The organism is Pseudoalteromonas sp. CH_XMU1449-3, assembly GCF_037027245.1.
GTDB classification, from domain to species: Bacteria; Pseudomonadota; Gammaproteobacteria; order Enterobacterales; family Alteromonadaceae; genus Pseudoalteromonas; species Pseudoalteromonas shioyasakiensis.
Genome location: NZ_JAYMDY010000002.1, coordinates 160,414 through 176,663, shown reverse-complemented (window position 1 = coordinate 176,663; position 16,250 = coordinate 160,414). Strand labels below are relative to the sequence as shown.

Below are 16,250 nucleotides of genomic sequence, written 5' to 3'. Positions count from 1 at the left end.
ATGGCAAAAGAAATATTATTGGTTGCTGAAGCCGTCTCCAATGAGAAAGCGGTTCCAAAAGAAAAGATTTTTGAAGCGTTAGAGTTCGCATTAGCGACTGCAACAAAGAAAAAACACGATGGCGAAATCGAAGTTCGCGTATCAATCGACCGTAAAACGGGTGATTATGACACATTCCGTCGTTGGAAGATTGCTGAAGTTCTTGAAGATGGTTCTTTAGAAAACCCTTACAGCGAAATCACACTTGAAGCGGCTCAGGTTGAAGACGAAAGCCTACAATTAGGTGATTACGTTGAAGAACAAATTGAGTCAATCAAGTTTGACCGTATTACAACACAAATGGCTAAGCAAGTTATCGTACAAAAAGTACGTGAAGCTGAGCGTGCATTAGTGGTTGAAGAATACAAAGATCAACAAGGCGAATTAGTAACAGGTGTTGTTAAAAAAGCAACCCGTGATGCAATCGTACTTGACCTTGGTAACAATGCTGAAGCGGTTATCTACCGTGATGATATGTTACCACGTGAAAACTTCCGTCCAGGTGACCGTATCCGTGGTCTTCTTTACGAAGTTAAGCCAGAGGCACGTGGCGCGCAGTTATTTGTAACGCGTTCTAAGCCAGAAATGCTAATGGAGCTTTTCCGCATTGAGGTGCCAGAGATTGGCGAAGAGATGATTGAACTACGTGCAGCTGCACGTGATCCAGGTTCTCGTGCAAAAATCGCGGTAAAATCTAACGACAAACGTATCGACCCAGTAGGTGCGTGTGTTGGTATGCGTGGTGCACGTGTACAAGCAGTTTCAACTGAGCTTGGTGGTGAGCGTGTTGATATCGTTCTTTACGATGACAACCCAGCGCAATTCGTTATCAATGCAATGGCGCCAGCAGAAGTTGCGTCAATCGTAATGGACGAAGATACACATTCAATGGATATCGCTGTTGAAGCCGATAACCTAGCACAAGCAATCGGTCGTAATGGTCAAAACGTTCGTCTTGCTAGCCAGTTAACTGGTTGGGAATTAAACGTAATGACAGTTGATGACATGCGTGCGAAGAACGAAGCTGAATCAGATAAGCTAATCAACTTATTCACTGAATACCTAGATATCGATGATGAGTTTGCAACTTTACTTATCAACGAAGGTTTCTCAACACTTGAAGAAGTGGCTTACGTACCGGCATCAGAATTCTTAGAAATCGACGGTTTAGATGAAGAAACAGTTGATATCTTACGTTCACGTGCAAAAGACGCATTGACAACGAAAGCGCTTAAAACTGAAGAAAGCCTAGAAGGTGCAGAACCTGCAGAAGACCTACTAGCGCTTGAAGGCTTAGAGCGTCATCTTGCATTTGTTATGGCAAGTAAAGGTGTAGTAACACTTGAAGACTTAGCTGAGCAAGGCATTGATGAGTTAGTAGACATCACTGAACTTTCAGAAGAAGAAGCTGGCAAGCTAATTATGGCTGCGCGTAACATTTGTTGGTTCGCAGACGAGTAATTTATTAACGGAGGTATTACACACTATGGCAGAAGTAAATGTTGAAAAACTAGCCGGAGATATTGGTACAACTGTTGATAAATTACTACAGCAGCTTGAACAAGCCGGTATTTCTAAAAAAGCAGGTGATATGGTAACTGAGTCTGAAAAGTCGACGTTATTAGATCACTTGAGCAAGCAGCACGGCGGCACGGGCTCAGAAGGCCCAGCTCGCATGACTTTGCAACGTAAAAGCAAAAGTACGCTAAGCGTAACTGGCTCTACAGGTAAAGCGAAGTCTGTGCAAGTTGAAGTACGTAAAACACGTACTTACGTTAAGAAAAGCGCCATTGAGCAACAGCAAGAAGAAGAGCGTTTAGCTGCAGAAGAAGCTGCACGTAAAGCAGCAGAGCTTAAAGCCCAGCAAGAAGCTGAGGAGCTTAAAGCGAAACAAGAGGCAGAGCGCAAAGCGAAAGAAGAAGCTGAGCGTAAAGCCAAAGAAGAGGCTAAACGTAAAGCTGAAGCTGAGCGTAAAGCGAAACAGAAGCAGATGACCCCAGAGCAAAGTGCTAAGTCTGAACAAGATCGCGCCGAAGCTGAGCGTCTGCAAAAAGAAGCAGAAGAGGCCGCATTGAGAAAAGCTGAAGAAGAAGCGAAACGTCAAGCAGAAGAGGCAAGAAAGCTAGCTGAAGAAAATGAAGCTCGCTGGAAAAAGGAAGAAGAAGAGCGTAAGCAGCGTGAAGAAAACGCTGATCACCACCTTACGACTTCAACTTACGCACGTGAAGCAGAAGATGAATCTGATGCACGTGAAGAGAATAGCGCTCGTCGTAAGAAAAAGAAAAAAGGACCTCAAAAAGATAAACAGGCTGCCGGTCCTAAAGGTAAGAAAGGCAAGCTTAAAGCACCAACGTCTTTACAACATGGTTTCCAAAAACCAACAGCTGACGTGAAAAACGAAGTTCGTATCAGTGAAACTATCACTGTTGCTGAGCTTGCATCACGTATGGCAGTTAAAGGTGCTGAAGTTGTTAAAACGATGATGAAGATGGGTGACATGGTTACCATCAACCAAGTGATTGACCAAGAAACAGCGCAGCTTGTTGCTGAAGAAATGGGTCACAAGGTTATTATCGTTAAAGAAAACGAATTAGAAGAGAAAGTTCTAAACGACCGTAGCGAAGAAGGTAAAGCGATTCCTCGTGCACCGGTTGTAACAGTAATGGGTCACGTTGACCACGGTAAAACGTCAACACTTGACTACATTCGTTCAGCAAAAGTTGCTTCTGGTGAGGCCGGTGGTATTACTCAGCACATTGGTGCATACCACGTTGAAACGAATGGCAACATGATTACTTTCTTAGATACTCCAGGCCACGCCGCGTTTACATCAATGCGTGCACGTGGTGCTAAAGCAACGGATATCGTAATCCTAGTAGTTGCTGCGGATGATGGTGTAATGCCACAGACTAAAGAAGCGGTTCAGCACGCGCGTGCTGCTGGCGTTCCTTTAATCATCGCAGTAAACAAAATGGATAAAGAAGGCATCGACCCAGATCGCGTTAAGAACGAGCTAGCACAATTAGACGTTATTCCAGAAGAGTGGGGTGGTGAAACACAGTTTGTACACATCTCTGCGAAAACAGGTTTAGGTATTGATGACCTACTTGAAGCGGTATTAATGCAAGCTGAGCTACTTGAGCTAACTGCGCCAGCTGAAGGTATGGCTGCAGGTGTTGTAATTGAATCGCGTCTAGATAAAGGTCGTGGTCCAGTTGCGTCAATCCTAGTTCAGTCTGGTACGCTTAACCAAGGTGATATCGTACTTTGTGGTCTTGAATATGGCCGTGTACGTGCGATGAAAGATGAGAACGGTAAAGACATCAAGTCTGCGGGTCCATCTATCCCAGTTGAGATTTTAGGTCTGTCTGGTATCCCTGCTGCTGGTGATGAAGCAACAGTAGTTAAAGATGAGCGTAAAGCGCGTGAAGTAGCACTTTACCGTCAAGGTAAGTTCCGTGAAGTGAAGCTTGCTCGTCAACAAAAAGCGAAGCTTGAAAACATGTTTACGAACATGGCTGAAGGCGATGTATCAGAAGTTAACATCGTTCTTAAAGCTGACGTACAAGGTTCAATTGAAGCAATCGCTGATTCATTAACTAAGCTTTCTACTGATGAAGTTAAAGTGAAGATTGTTGGTTCAGGTGTAGGTGGTATCACTGAAACTGATGCAACTCTTGCAGCGGCGTCAAACGCAATCGTTGTTGGCTTTAACGTACGTGCTGATGCATCAGCTCGTAAAGTAATTGAGTCAGAAAACCTAGACTTACGTTACTACAGCGTAATCTACAGCCTGATTGAAGAAGTTAAACAAGCGATGTCAGGTATGCTTGCACCAGAATTCAAGCAAGAGATCATTGGTCTTGCTGAAGTTCGTGACGTGTTCAAGTCACCTAAGATTGGTGCAATCGCAGGTTGTATGGTTACAGAAGGTATCGTTAAGCGTAGCGCGCCTATCCGTGTACTTCGTGATAACGTGGTTATCTATGAAGGTGAACTTGAGTCACTACGTCGCTTTAAAGATGACGTTCAAGAAGTACGTAACGGTATGGAATGTGGTATCGGCGTTAAGAACTACAACGATGTTAAAGTTGGCGACCAAATCGAGGTATTCGAGACGGTTGAAGTACAACGTTCACTTTAATTTCGTTTAAGTTATTGCTTTAAATGGGGGCCTAGCCCCCATTTGTGTATTCGTAATTAAATTAACTTATTCTTTAACATCAATAAGTTATTATTTTAGAGTGAAATGAAATGAGAGAATTTTCTCGCACTGATCGTGTTGCACAGCAAATTCAAAAAGAGATTGCTGTTATTCTGCAACGCGAAATCAAAGATCCACGCTTAGGCATGGTGACAGTGTCTGCGGTTGAGGTATCTCGCGACTTATCTTACGCAAAAGTATTTATCACAGTGTTTAATACTGATGATGAAGATAAAGCCAAGCAAAGCGCTAAAATCTTAAATGAAGCAACGGGTTATATTCGTTCTTTATTAGGTAAACGTATTCGTGCGCGCATCATGCCTGAGTTACGTTTTGTGATCGATAACTCGCTTATGGAAGGTATGCGTATTTCAAACTTGGTTGATTCAGTTATTCGTGAAGACAATGCCAAGCATGTAGACGAAGATGACAGCGAAGAAGGCACTAAAGACTAATGGCTAGACGCAGTAAAGGTCGTGCTATTGACGGCATCTTATTACTTAATAAGCCGCAAGGTATTTCATCAAACAAAGCATTGCAGCAAGCAAAGGGAATTTACTTTGCTCAAAAAGCAGGCCACACTGGTGCGCTTGATCCGCTCGCGACGGGTATGCTGCCTATTTGTTTTGGTGAAGCGACTAAGTTTACCCAGTTCTTGCTTGATACTGACAAAACCTATGTTGTACGCGCCAAACTTGGTGAGCGAACCACGACCTCTGATTCAGATGGTGAAGTGGTTGAAACGCGTGACGTATCGGTCACCCGTGAACAATTAGCTGAGCAAATTGCCAGTTTCTTAGGTGAGTCGGATCAATACCCTTCGATGTACTCTGCGCTAAAATACCAAGGTCAGCCTTTGTATAAATATGCCCGCGAAGGTATCGAAGTACCACGTAAGTGTCGAAAAATTAATGTATTTAGTTTAACGCTTGATGAGTTTGATGAAGCTAATAACGAAGTACAAATGACGGCACATGTGTCTAAAGGCACTTATATTCGTACTATTGTTGACGACTTAGGTGAAAAGCTTGGCTGTGGTGCGCATGTCATCATGTTACATCGCAGTGCAGTTGGCCATTATCCAAGTGAGAAAATGGTCACTCTTGAGCAACTTGAAGAAAAGCTACAGCAAGCAAAAGCAGACGATGTTGCGCCTTCAAGCTACCTAGATGAGCTACTATTGCCAATGGATACTGCTTTGGTTGATTTACCTGTGATTGAGATTACTCAAGAGCAGGGCGTGGCATTTAGTCATGGTCAAACAGTCGTGATTGGTAAGCCTGTACCAGATGGTGTGGTAAAGGTAATGGCTGATGGGGTGTTCATTGGTACCGGTGAGCGTCATAAAGACGGTCACTTAAAATCAAAGCGTGGCTTATCAAATCAACTGCCTGAGTAAAGATTACCTTGTAGTTATTAGCAAAGCTGGGTAGAATACGCCCCGCTCAATCGTTTTGGCTGAATTAGTGATCGGCTAAAACACAATTTAAATTAATTTTTGGAGTTACTATGTCACTAAGCAATCAAGAAAAAGTTGAAATCATCGCTAAATTTGCACGCGCTGAAGGCGACACTGGTTCACCTGAAGTACAAGTTGCACTTCTAACTTTCGATATCAACAAGCTTCAAGGTCACTTTGCTAGCCACAAGCACGACTTCCACTCACGTCGTGGTCTTCTTCGCAAAGTAAGCCAACGCCGTAAACTGCTTGACTACCTTAAAGGTAAAGACATTGCACGTTACACTGCGTTAATCCAAGAGCTTGGCCTACGTCGCTAAGAACTAGATTACGAGAAAAGGGGCTATTTAGCCCCTTTTTTTGTGCGCGCATGAAAGGTATACTAGCGCACACCTAGGTAGTGGATACTGCTTAGATATCAAAAAACATCATTGCCAATTGTAGTACTTAATCGTGTTTTCATAAGCACAATTAAGTACTGTAATTGGTACTTTGATGGACTATTTTTTACCAATTCGGAGCACAGCTCTGAGTTGCTTTTACATTTAAAGGACATTTTTAAGTGCAAGCAATTATTAAAGAATTTCAACTAGGTCAACACACTGTGACTCTAGAAACTGGTGCTATCGCTCGTCAAGCTGACGGCGCAGTACTAGCAAGCATTGGCGACACTTCAGTATTAGTTACTGTTGTTGGTAAGCGTGATGCACAACCAGGTCAAGACTTCTTCCCACTAACAGTTAACTACCAAGAGCGTATGTACGCTGCAGGTCGTATCCCTGGTGGTTTCCTTAAGCGTGAAGGTCGTCCTAACGATGGCGAAACACTTATCGCTCGTCTAATCGACCGTCCAATCCGTCCACTTTTCCCAGATGGTTTCGTAAACGAAGTACAAGTAATCGCGACAGTTGTTTCTGTTAACCCAGAAATCCAACCTGACATGGTTGCTATGATTGGTACTTCAGCAGCACTTGCTATCTCTGGTATTCCATTCAATGGTCCTATCGGTGCATCACGTGTTGGTTTCATCAACGGTGAATACGTACTTAACCCAACACTAGCTGAGCTTGAAGAAAGCCAATTAGACCTAGTTGTTGCTGGTACTGATAACGCAGTACTTATGGTTGAATCAGAAGCTGAAACACTATCTGAAGACGTAATGTTAGGTGCGGTTGTTTATGGTCATGAGCAATCTCAAGCTATCATCAACGCAATCAACGAGTTCAAAGCTGAAGCGGGTAAACCAGCTTGGGATTGGACTGCACCAGAGAAAAACGTAACACTTGCTGAGAAAATCTCTGCAATTGCTGCTGATAAAGTAGGTGAAGCATACCGCATCACTGACAAAGTAGCGCGTAAAGAAGCACTAGGTGCAGCGAAAGAAGAAGTTGTTGCTACATTAACAGCTGAACTTGCTGAAGGCGAAGAGCTAGATACGCAAGAAGTTGGCAAACTATTCGGTTCTTTAGAAAAAGAAATCGTTCGTGGCCGTATCATCGCTGGTGAAAAACGTATCGATGGTCGTGAACCAGATATGGTTCGTGCACTAGACGTAATGACGGGTGTTTTACCTCGTACTCACGGTTCTGCAATCTTCACGCGTGGTGAGACGCAAGCACTTGTAACTGCAACGCTTGGTACTGAGCGTGATTCACAGTTAATTGACGACTTAACAGGTACTAACAAGCATCACTTCATGCTTCACTACAACTTCCCTCCGTTCTGTGTAGGTGAAACAGGTTTTGTAGGCTCTCCTAAGCGTCGTGAAATTGGTCACGGTAACCTAGCTAAGCGTGGTATTGCTGCGGTACTACCTACACTTACTGACTTCCCATACTCAATCCGTGTTGTTTCAGAAATCACTGAATCAAACGGTTCATCGTCTATGGCATCAGTATGTGGTACGTCACTAGCACTTATGAACGCAGGTGTTCCAATTAAAGCATCTGTTGCTGGTATCGCGATGGGTCTAGTTAAAGAAGGCGACGATTTCGTTGTTCTTTCAGATATCTTAGGTGATGAAGATCACTTAGGTGACATGGACTTTAAAGTAGCGGGTACTTCAAACGGTATCACAGCACTACAAATGGATATCAAGATCGAAGGTATCACTAAAGAAATCATGCAAATCGCTCTTAAACAAGCGAAAGCAGCACGTCTACACATCTTAGGTGTTATGGACGAAGCGATTGCAGCACCTTCTGAAGAGTTATCTCAATTCGCACCACGCATCTACACAATGCAAATCCCTGCGAAGAAAATTGCTGAAGTTATCGGTAAAGGTGGCGCAACTATCCGTCAACTTACTGAAGAAACTGGTACAACGATTGAAATCGAAGATGACGGTACAATCAAGATCGCTGCAACTGACGGCATCAGCGCAAACGATGCAATCAAGCGTATCGAGCAATTAACTGCTGAACTAGAAGTAGGTACTATCTACACTGGTAAAGTTGTACGTATCGTTGACTTTGGTGCGTTCGTTAATATCCTTCCGGGTAAAGACGGTCTAGTGCACATTTCACAAATCAGCACAGAGCGTGTTAACAACGTAACTGACCACCTAAGCGAAGGCCAAGAAGTTAAAGTTAAAGTTCTTGAAGTAGATCGCCAAGGTCGTGTACGTCTAAGCATCAAAGAAGCAATGGAACCAGCTGCTGAAGAAAAAGCAGAAGAGTCTAAAGACGCTTAATGATGATTGAATAACCAGTTATTTGCTGGATATAAGAAAAAGGGGCTGTTTAGCCCCTTTTTTTATGCTTTAATGAAACCTATCCGCTTCGCCTTTGTCTACAGAGAATTCAGGTATTAAGGAATTTAATGATTTTTAAACACTTAGCATTGACCGCTGTGGCTATTTTTTCTTTAAGTGCATGTCAAACAACTTCACAACCTGAGTCAGTCCCTATTGTTAATGTGCCTTTTACTGCACCATTAGCACCTGATTTTCGTAACGAAATTACGATTGCTCGCTATTCTGAACTACTAAATCGTGCTGATTTAAGTGCAGAGCAACAAGCCAAACTTTATTATGATCGCGGTGTATTATTTGACAGCTTAGGTATGTCGACCTTGGCGCGTATTGACTTTAACCGTGCGATTAAGCTCAAACCAGACCTAGCAGAAGTGTATAACTTCTTAGGTATTCATCACACACTAATGCAGCAGTATGAACAAGCTTATGAGTTTTTTGATTCGGCACTTGAGCTTAACGAGCAACATGAGTATGCCTATTTAAATCGTGGTATTGCCCTTTACTATGGTGACCGTCCATCACTTGCACAAGATGATTTACAGCAGTTTTTAAATCGTTCACCAAGCGATCCTTATCGTGTGCTATGGCTTTATTTAGCTCAATCAGAAGCTGATAAAGCGCAGGCCTTAGTTGATTTAAAAGCTAACTCGCAGGGTGTTGATGAGTCTCAATGGGGTTACCAACTGTTGGCACTTTATTTAGGTGACATCAGTGAGTTTGAGTTTTTATCTGGCATTATTGAAGGTGTAACTTCAGAGCAAGAGTATGCGCATCGCTTATGCGAAGCTTATTTCTACCTAGCTAAAATGCATCAAGCGGCGGGTGATAACTACCTTGCTGCCGATTACTTTAGACTTGCCCTTGCCACCAATGTGCATGAGTTTGTTGAATACAAATATGCCCGTTTAGAGCTTGAGTTAATGGCTGGTGAAAACGCAAGCTAAGGTTTCTTTTACTGCTATTCTATTACTGAGCTTGGGTTTCGTACCAAGCTCAGTGTCTCGTTTTATTCCCGCTTATGCTTATTACGCAAATACTACTCCTTCACAAGCAACAGCTATCTATTATTTAGCACCCAGTGCCATTAATTTGCAGCATTTAGTGCTGAGTAACTCACAGCTTCGTCAGTTAGCAAGGCTTAATGATAGTAATGCTGCGTATCAACTTGCGCTCAGATTTTTGCTGCAACATGATTACACCGCAGCAAAATTATGGTGGCAGCCTTACTTTGCTACATTCAATTCAGCTCAGCAACAAACCTTAGCGGAGCAGCTAGTCAGAGCAAACCAGTGGCTCGATATAAGTTACCTAGGTAAAGCTGGCAAGTTACCTGAGGGAAATGCCAAGCAAGCTTGGCTGTTGCAACAGCAAATGCCGCCAGCTCAAATTGACCCAGCTTATGCGCAGCAACAGCAATTAGCCTTATCAACATCAAGTATACAAGCAAGTAGTCAGTGCCAATTTAATGTTTTAATGATGACAGATCATTACAAGGGCATTGATACTTTAAAGCAGTATAAGCAGCAATACAGTAAAGCGCCTGAGCCTGCAAAAGGCAGCTTTTGTTTTACTGACGTTGTTTATGTTGCCGATAAGTTTAGCTGTGATGATAGTAGTGGGGCGCTTAAGTGTAACTGGCAAAATGCAGCAGCGCATCCATGGCCTGAAGGTTTTGACTTTATTGTGATGATGTCAAAACAAGGGGCTGCTAATGTGCTTGGCGGGATTATGCATATCAATTCATCGCAATCTTATGCGGTATTTTTACATGAGCTAATGCATTTTAATGGCTTTGAAGATGAGTATGTTTTAGCAGAGCAAAAACAACAGTGGCTGTGTAAGCAACAGGGGCTGGTTGCGCCAAATCTGTTTATTGCAAATAAGGTTTCCCCACCAAAAGGCTGGCAAAAAAGTATCGCTTGTAGCAATCAGTTAGCCTATAAACCAAGCCCTAATTGGTCGATTATGCAGTACCAAACAATGAGCTTGTCTGAGCAATACCGTGAGCTTTGGCAAAAACAAATTAACCAGCCCTTAACAAAGCCGATTCGGTTTTCTGAATATTTTGCCTTTTTAGGCTTAAAGCCAGTGTTTACAACAGCTTCCAAAGAGCAGAAATTTTCTGACTAATCGTCTATTTATTGCTATTTTAGTATGCAAAGCGGTTAAATGTTGTGCAAATAGGTGTGTCTCCTATAGACAAAATAGCACCTGATCAGTATAACTATACGCATTGTAAGCTTTTTTTGAAGCCAACTTTTAACCATCCAAATGAACAGTACGCAACTAATTAAAACTAGAGCGGTATTGATATTCTTATGACACTAAAAGGCTCCTAATTATGACTTTGCTCTGGATACCCCTGTTATCCTTAATCGGCAGTGTTATTTCATCCTGCACTTCAAAACTAACACGTAACCAAAGCACTGCTTTGACCATGTTAGCGCCTTTGATTGCCCTTGGAATTGTATTTTCGTATACCCCTGCAGTCTTTTCTGGTGAAACAATTCGCTACACTGCTGAGTGGATCCCTCTTTTAAACATGCAAGTCTCGTTTCGACTTGATGGTTTAACGTTACTTTTTCTATATATGATCTTGGGTATCGGTACCCTGGTGATTTTTTATGCGCGTTATTACTTGAGTAGTAGCGACTCAATGCCAAAGCTATACTGCTATTTAATGCTCTTTATGACCGCAATGGTCGGCATCGTGATGTCGAATAATGTCATCCAGCTGTGGTTTTTCTGGGAGCTCACCAGTATTAGCTCGTTCTTATTGATTAGCTATTGGTGGCATAAGTCAGAAGCTCGCAAAGGCGCACGTATGGCACTAGCTATTACCGGTGCCGGTGGTCTTGCGTTACTTGCAGGCTTATTACTAATTGGTGATATTGTTGGTAGCTATAATCTTGATGTAATTTTAGCAAACAAAGCGCTTATTCAATCTCATGCACTTTATGAAGCTGCGCTGGTATTAGTGCTTTTAGGTGCATTTACTAAATCTGCACAATTTCCATTTCATTTTTGGTTACCACATGCGATGGCGGCACCGACACCAGTCAGTGCCTACTTGCACTCTGCAACCATGGTTAAAGCAGGTATCTTTTTATTAGCGCGTTTTTATCCAGCGCTATCAGGCACAGATACTTGGTTTATCTTAGTGGCAATGACGGGTCTAGCGACTTTATTGGTTGGCGCTTATATCGCGTTATTTAAGCATGATTTAAAAGGCTTGCTGGCGTATTCAACAATCAGCCATTTAGGTTTAATTACCTTACTGCTTGGCTTAGACACTGAGCTTGCTACAGTGGCTGCTATCTTCCACATCATTAACCACGCAACCTTTAAAGCGTCGTTATTTATGGCAACGGGTATCATTGACCATGAAACTGGCACCCGTGATATGCGTAAACTTAATGGTATGTGGCGATTTATGCCGTATACCGCCACACTTGCTATGGTGGCAGCGGCAGCCATGGCGGGCGTGCCACTGTTAAATGGTTTCTTGTCGAAAGAGATGTTCTTTGCCGAAACACTGCATCAGCAAGTGCTTGGCTCTATGTCTTGGTTAATTCCAGTGTTAGCGACTATTGCTGGTGCGCTATCAGTCGCGTATTCAGCACGCTTTATTCACGACGTGTTTTTTAACGGCGACCCAATCGATTTGCCAAAACAGCCTCATGAGCCACCACGCTATATGCGTGTACCAATCGAAATTTTGGTTGTGCTGTGTTTACTCGTCGGTATGTTCCCGCACTTTGCAGTAAGTGATATTTTAGCTTCGGCGTCTTATGCAGTGCTTGGCGATGCAGCCCCAGATTATAAGCTATCTGTATGGCATGGCTTTAATTTACCCCTGTTAATGAGCTTTATTGCAACAAGCGTGGGTGTGATGATTTATGTGCAGCGTAAGCACCTGTTCCACTTCCAAGCTTCATTGCCAACTTTAAATGCTAAAAAAGGCTTTGAGCGTGGCTTATATAGCTTAATTAAATGGTCACAAGAAAAGATTAAACGAATCGAAAATGGCTCGTTACAGCGCTATGCCTTTGTAATGATTGCTGTGGTGCTTATGTGTGCGGGCTGGCCTTTATTTGAAATGCGCCAGTTAGCAGGAGCAAGTGAGTTAACGCCAATCGATTTCCATAATGCTATTGGTGCTGGCTTACTAATAATAGGTGCGCTGGCAACGGTTATTTGGCACCGCTCACGAATGATATCTTTGATTATGATTTCAATCGTAGGCCTGATGGTATCTGTTGCATTTACTCGATTCTCGGCGCCAGATTTAGCGCTGACTCAGTTAACGGTTGAAGTTGTCACCGTAATGCTACTGATGCTTGCACTGTTCTTTTTACCACAGCGTACTCCGAAAGAATCAAGCTCACTGCGTATTCTGCGTGACTTGGGTATCTCATCGGCAATTGGTGTGGTTGTGGCGAGTATTTGTTATGCACTTCTGACAAGACCACTTGAGTCAATTTCTGACTTCTTTGTTGCCAATGCAAAAACTGGCGGTGGTGGTACTAACGTTGTAAACGTAATCCTCGTTGACTTTAGGGGTTTTGATACCTTAGGTGAAATTACCGTACTAGGTATTGCTGCATTAGGTATTTATAAGCTTCTTATTAACTTGCCGCTGTTTATGCCAGCAAGTGATAGTGAAGGGCGCCCATGGGCAAGAGAGCGTTACCCAATTCTATTATCGAGTATTTCACAAAGCTTGTTACCACTGGCATTACTTGTGTCTGCGTATATTTTCTTACGTGGTCATAACTTACCAGGTGGTGGTTTTATTGCAGGACTAGTTACCGCGATTGCATTTATTTTGCAATATATGGCTAATGGTTCGCACTGGATTGCAGACAGATTTGACGTGAATTATCGTAAGATTATTGCGTCAGGTATTGCTATTGCATTGTTTACAGGTCTTGGAAGTTGGTTCTTCGAACGTCCATTCCTAACAACCTGGTTTGATTATTTTGATATTCCGCTAGTCGGCAAGACAGAACTTGCTAGTGCTATCGTATTTGATTTAGGTGTGTATTTAACTGTTGTAGGTGCAACGCTGATGATTTTAGCAAGTTTAGGTAAATTAACTGCTGATACACCCAAGCAAGAGGTAAATATTTAATGGAAGTATTGTACGCATCATGCGTCGGCGTGCTGGTTGCATGCGGAATTTACTTAATATTGCGGGCTCGTACCTTCCCGGTGGTACTCGGCCTGACTATGTTGTCGTATGCAGTTAACCTGTTTTTATTCTCTTCAGGTCGTTTAACTATTAACAAAGCGGCTGTACTTGGTACAGGCAGTGAGTATGCCGATCCACTCCCTCAAGCGCTGGTTTTAACAGCCATTGTAATTGGCTTTGCGATGACCGCTTTTGTGGTTATTTTAGCGATTCGTGGTCGTGCTGACTTGGGTAATGACCATGTTGATGGCCATCTTGTTAAGTCATCGAAGGAGCAAAAATGATTCAGCATTTAGCTTCTTTACCAATTTTAATTCCGATGTTGGCAGGGGTTATTTTACTCATGCCGCCATGTGGAAAAAACTTACATATTCGTCGTGTTTCGTCGGTTATTTTGTCGATTGTCACACTATTGGTCAGTGCTTATTTATTATTTCACGTAAATAGTACCGCACCGCTTGTTTACGCAATTGGTGATTGGTCTGCACCATTTGGTATTGTGCTGGTTGCCGATAGGCTAGCAACGCTACTAGTGCTACTTACCAGTTTCCTTGGTGCAGTTGTGGTGCTTTATAGCTGTGCAGGCGATGATAAAAAAGGGAGCTTTTTCCATCCGTTAGTGCACTTTTTAGTGTTAGGTGTAAATGGCGCCTTTTTAACTGGCGATGTATTTAACCTGTTCGTATTTTTTGAAGTGCTGTTGATTGCTTCGTATTCATTATTGATGCATGCCGGCAACAAACATAGTACCCGAGCTGCACTGCAGTACGTCATTTTAAACCTGATTGGTTCAAGCGTATTCTTAATTGCGCTGGGTGTACTTTATGGTGTGTTAGGCACATTGAACATTGCTGATTTAGCGCAAAAAGTACCACAGCTGACGGGTGACGATGTATACCTTGCTAAAATTGGTGGCTTGCTGTTAATCGTAGTATTTGCGTTAAAAGGCGCGTTATTACCGTTACATTTATGGCTACCGAATACCTACGCCAGTGCAATGCCATTAGTTGCTGCATTATTCGCGATTATGACCAAGGTCGGTGTGTATGCCATGTTGCGCGTGTATACCGTAATATTTGGTGATAATGCTGGCGAACTCGCTCACATGGCACAGCCTTGGTTATGGGGCTTAGCACTAGCGACCATAGTGATGGGTGGTATTGGTGTATTAGCGAGTCAAGATTTTAGAAAGCTTATTGCGAATCTGGTGGTTGTATCTGTGGGTACTTTAGTGGCATTGGTTGCGATTCAGAATGTCTCTGCAACCGCGGCATTACTTTACTACTTAGTGCATTCAACCATTATTTGCGCTGCACTATTCTTAATTGCGGATTTAATTGCTCAGCAACGTGGTAAAGTTGCCGACCGATTAGTCGCAGGGCGCGCCGTTGCACAGCCATATTTACTTGGCACCTGTTTTGTAGTGGCTGCACTTGCTGTTGTTGGTATGCCACCGTTATCTGGCTTTGTCGGCAAGGTATGGATTTTAAAGAGCACGCTAGATAGCGAAAAAGCCATGTTGTTTTGGCCAATATATCTAGTTTCGAGTTTAGCGTTATTAGTGGCTGTTTCACGAGCTGGTACCAGCTTATTTTGGGATCACACTCATAAAGACAGTGAAGCAATTGAAGGTACTAAAGCACACCCTGTTAAAGTGATAGCTGTAGTTGCATTACTTGCGTGTTCACCATTAATGGTTGTATTTGCAGGACCGATTTCAGACTATATGTTAGCAACATCAGAGCAGTTGTTTGATATCAACACTAGCATCAACGCTGTACTACAAGGAGGCCAATAATGCGTTTAGAAGCTCGCTTTCGTTGGTTGCCAACACCATTTCGCAGTGTTTTATTATTCATTGTATGGCTGTTGTTAAATAATAGTGTGTCGCCAGGTCACCTGTTTTTAGCTGCATTTTTTGCTATTACTATTCCGTGGATTACATTCCCATTTCGTGATCCACAGCCTCTTATTGTAAGGCCGGGTCTTGCGTTTAGGCACTTATTGTTAGTGCTGTACGATATTGTCACTGCCAACTTACAAGTAGCCCTGTTGATCCTTGGGCCAACGAAAAAGTTACGCCCAGGTTTTATCAAAGTACCATTGGATTTAAGTCATGAAATGCCAATCACTATTTTGGCCAGCACAGTATCTTTAACACCAGGTACAGTGAGCGCAGAGGTTTATCCTATTCCTGAGTCACTCGAAGAGGGCGAAGAAATTCAGCAGCGCTACTTATTGATCCATGTACTCGATTTAGCTGATGAACAAGCGTTAATTAATACTATTAAGCAGCGCTACGAAGCACCGCTTAAGGAGATTTTTCGATGCTAGATACCGTTTTTCTAATTGTTTTTGCAATGATCGCTATATCTTTATTGTTAAACCTATGGCGTTTAATTGTTGGGCCGTCGGTACCTGATCGTATATTGGCTTTAGATACTATGTTCATAAATACCATTGCTTTAATTATTCTGTATGGCATGAGCATGGGCACCGATTTATATTTTGAAGCCGCATTATTAATCGCCATGCTTGGCTTTGTTAGCACTGTAGCTGTATGTAAATACCTGCTGCGTGGCGATATTATTGAATAAGG

General features: G+C 42.7%; 13 protein-coding genes. All 13 read left to right on the top strand.

The features are described 5' to 3' along the window. The 13 genes from nusA to WA256_RS03260 all read left to right on the top strand — a co-directional run bounded on the left by nusA (position 1) and on the right by WA256_RS03260 (position 16,248). Complete coding sequence (gene nusA, locus WA256_RS03320) at positions 1-1,500, top strand: transcription termination factor NusA (RefSeq protein ID WP_054553176.1); 1,500 nt, start codon at positions 1-3, stop codon at positions 1,498-1,500. A 25-nt stretch (positions 1,501-1,525) separates the two neighbouring features. After that, positions 1,526-4,183, top strand: a complete 2,658-nt coding sequence (gene infB / locus WA256_RS03315) for a translation initiation factor IF-2 (RefSeq protein WP_054562097.1) — start codon at positions 1,526-1,528, stop codon at positions 4,181-4,183. 110 nt (positions 4,184-4,293) lie between these two features. After that, a complete protein-coding gene (gene rbfA, locus WA256_RS03310) occupies positions 4,294-4,698 on the top strand; it encodes a 30S ribosome-binding factor RbfA (protein ID WP_054553174.1) in 405 nt (134 codons plus the stop codon). After that, positions 4,698-5,642 carry a tRNA pseudouridine(55) synthase TruB gene (truB, locus tag WA256_RS03305; RefSeq protein WP_054553173.1) on the top strand — a complete coding sequence of 315 codons (945 nt, stop codon included), beginning with the start codon at positions 4,698-4,700 and terminating at the stop codon, positions 5,640-5,642. Before rbfA ends, truB begins: the two co-directional genes overlap by 1 nt. A gap of 110 nt (positions 5,643-5,752) precedes the next feature. After that, positions 5,753-6,022 (top strand): 30S ribosomal protein S15, encoded by a 270-nt coding sequence (gene rpsO, locus WA256_RS03300; RefSeq protein WP_054553172.1) that lies wholly within the window; start codon positions 5,753-5,755, stop codon positions 6,020-6,022. 242 nt (positions 6,023-6,264) lie between these two features. After that, positions 6,265-8,394, top strand: coding sequence for a polyribonucleotide nucleotidyltransferase (pnp, locus tag WA256_RS03295; protein WP_054562096.1), 2,130 nt, complete (start codon positions 6,265-6,267; stop codon positions 8,392-8,394). 128 nt (positions 8,395-8,522) lie between these two features. Further along, complete coding sequence (gene nlpI, locus WA256_RS03290; protein ID WP_054553170.1) at positions 8,523-9,401, top strand: lipoprotein NlpI; 879 nt, start codon at positions 8,523-8,525, stop codon at positions 9,399-9,401. Next, on the top strand, positions 9,385-10,587 hold the full coding sequence (locus WA256_RS03285) for a hypothetical protein (RefSeq protein WP_335988986.1): 1,203 nt from the start codon (positions 9,385-9,387) through the stop codon (positions 10,585-10,587). The genes nlpI and WA256_RS03285 overlap by 17 nt, the downstream gene beginning before the upstream one ends. Positions 10,588-10,798: 211 nt before the next feature. Beyond that, positions 10,799-13,591: a monovalent cation/H+ antiporter subunit A gene (locus WA256_RS03280; RefSeq protein WP_335988984.1), complete on the top strand. Its 2,793-nt coding sequence runs from the start codon at positions 10,799-10,801 to the stop codon at positions 13,589-13,591. Further along, positions 13,591-13,935 carry a Na+/H+ antiporter subunit C gene (locus WA256_RS03275; protein ID WP_054553167.1) on the top strand — a complete coding sequence of 115 codons (345 nt, stop codon included), beginning with the start codon at positions 13,591-13,593 and terminating at the stop codon, positions 13,933-13,935. The genes WA256_RS03280 and WA256_RS03275 overlap by 1 nt, the downstream gene beginning before the upstream one ends. After that, a complete protein-coding gene (locus WA256_RS03270; RefSeq protein ID WP_055021721.1) occupies positions 13,932-15,449 on the top strand; it encodes a monovalent cation/H+ antiporter subunit D in 1,518 nt (505 codons plus the stop codon). Before WA256_RS03275 ends, WA256_RS03270 begins: the two co-directional genes overlap by 4 nt. Beyond that, a complete protein-coding gene (locus WA256_RS03265) occupies positions 15,449-15,985 on the top strand; it encodes a Na+/H+ antiporter subunit E (RefSeq protein ID WP_054553165.1) in 537 nt (178 codons plus the stop codon). Before WA256_RS03270 ends, WA256_RS03265 begins: the two co-directional genes overlap by 1 nt. Then, positions 15,979-16,248, top strand: coding sequence for a K+/H+ antiporter subunit F (locus WA256_RS03260; RefSeq protein WP_054553164.1), 270 nt, complete (start codon positions 15,979-15,981; stop codon positions 16,246-16,248). The genes WA256_RS03265 and WA256_RS03260 overlap by 7 nt, the downstream gene beginning before the upstream one ends. Positions 16,249-16,250 lie beyond the last annotated feature (2 nt).

What these genes read in the sequence shown, in the direction of transcription:
- nusA (WP_054553176.1), top strand. Translation starts at nt 1, where the DNA reads ATGGCAAAAGAAATATTATTGGTTGCTGAAGCCGTCTCCAATGAGAAA.
- infB (WP_054562097.1), top strand. Translation starts at nt 1,526, where the DNA reads ATGGCAGAAGTAAATGTTGAAAAACTAGCCGGAGATATTGGTACAACT.
- rbfA (WP_054553174.1), top strand. Translation starts at nt 4,294, where the DNA reads ATGAGAGAATTTTCTCGCACTGATCGTGTTGCACAGCAAATTCAAAAA.
- truB (WP_054553173.1), top strand. Translation starts at nt 4,698, where the DNA reads ATGGCTAGACGCAGTAAAGGTCGTGCTATTGACGGCATCTTATTACTT.
- rpsO (WP_054553172.1), top strand. Translation starts at nt 5,753, where the DNA reads ATGTCACTAAGCAATCAAGAAAAAGTTGAAATCATCGCTAAATTTGCA.
- nlpI (WP_054553170.1), top strand. Translation starts at nt 8,523, where the DNA reads ATGATTTTTAAACACTTAGCATTGACCGCTGTGGCTATTTTTTCTTTA.
- WA256_RS03280 (WP_335988984.1), top strand. Translation starts at nt 10,799, where the DNA reads ATGACTTTGCTCTGGATACCCCTGTTATCCTTAATCGGCAGTGTTATT.
- WA256_RS03275 (WP_054553167.1), top strand. Translation starts at nt 13,591, where the DNA reads ATGGAAGTATTGTACGCATCATGCGTCGGCGTGCTGGTTGCATGCGGA.
- WA256_RS03270 (WP_055021721.1), top strand. Translation starts at nt 13,932, where the DNA reads ATGATTCAGCATTTAGCTTCTTTACCAATTTTAATTCCGATGTTGGCA.
- WA256_RS03265 (WP_054553165.1), top strand. Translation starts at nt 15,449, where the DNA reads ATGCGTTTAGAAGCTCGCTTTCGTTGGTTGCCAACACCATTTCGCAGT.
- WA256_RS03260 (WP_054553164.1), top strand. Translation starts at nt 15,979, where the DNA reads ATGCTAGATACCGTTTTTCTAATTGTTTTTGCAATGATCGCTATATCT.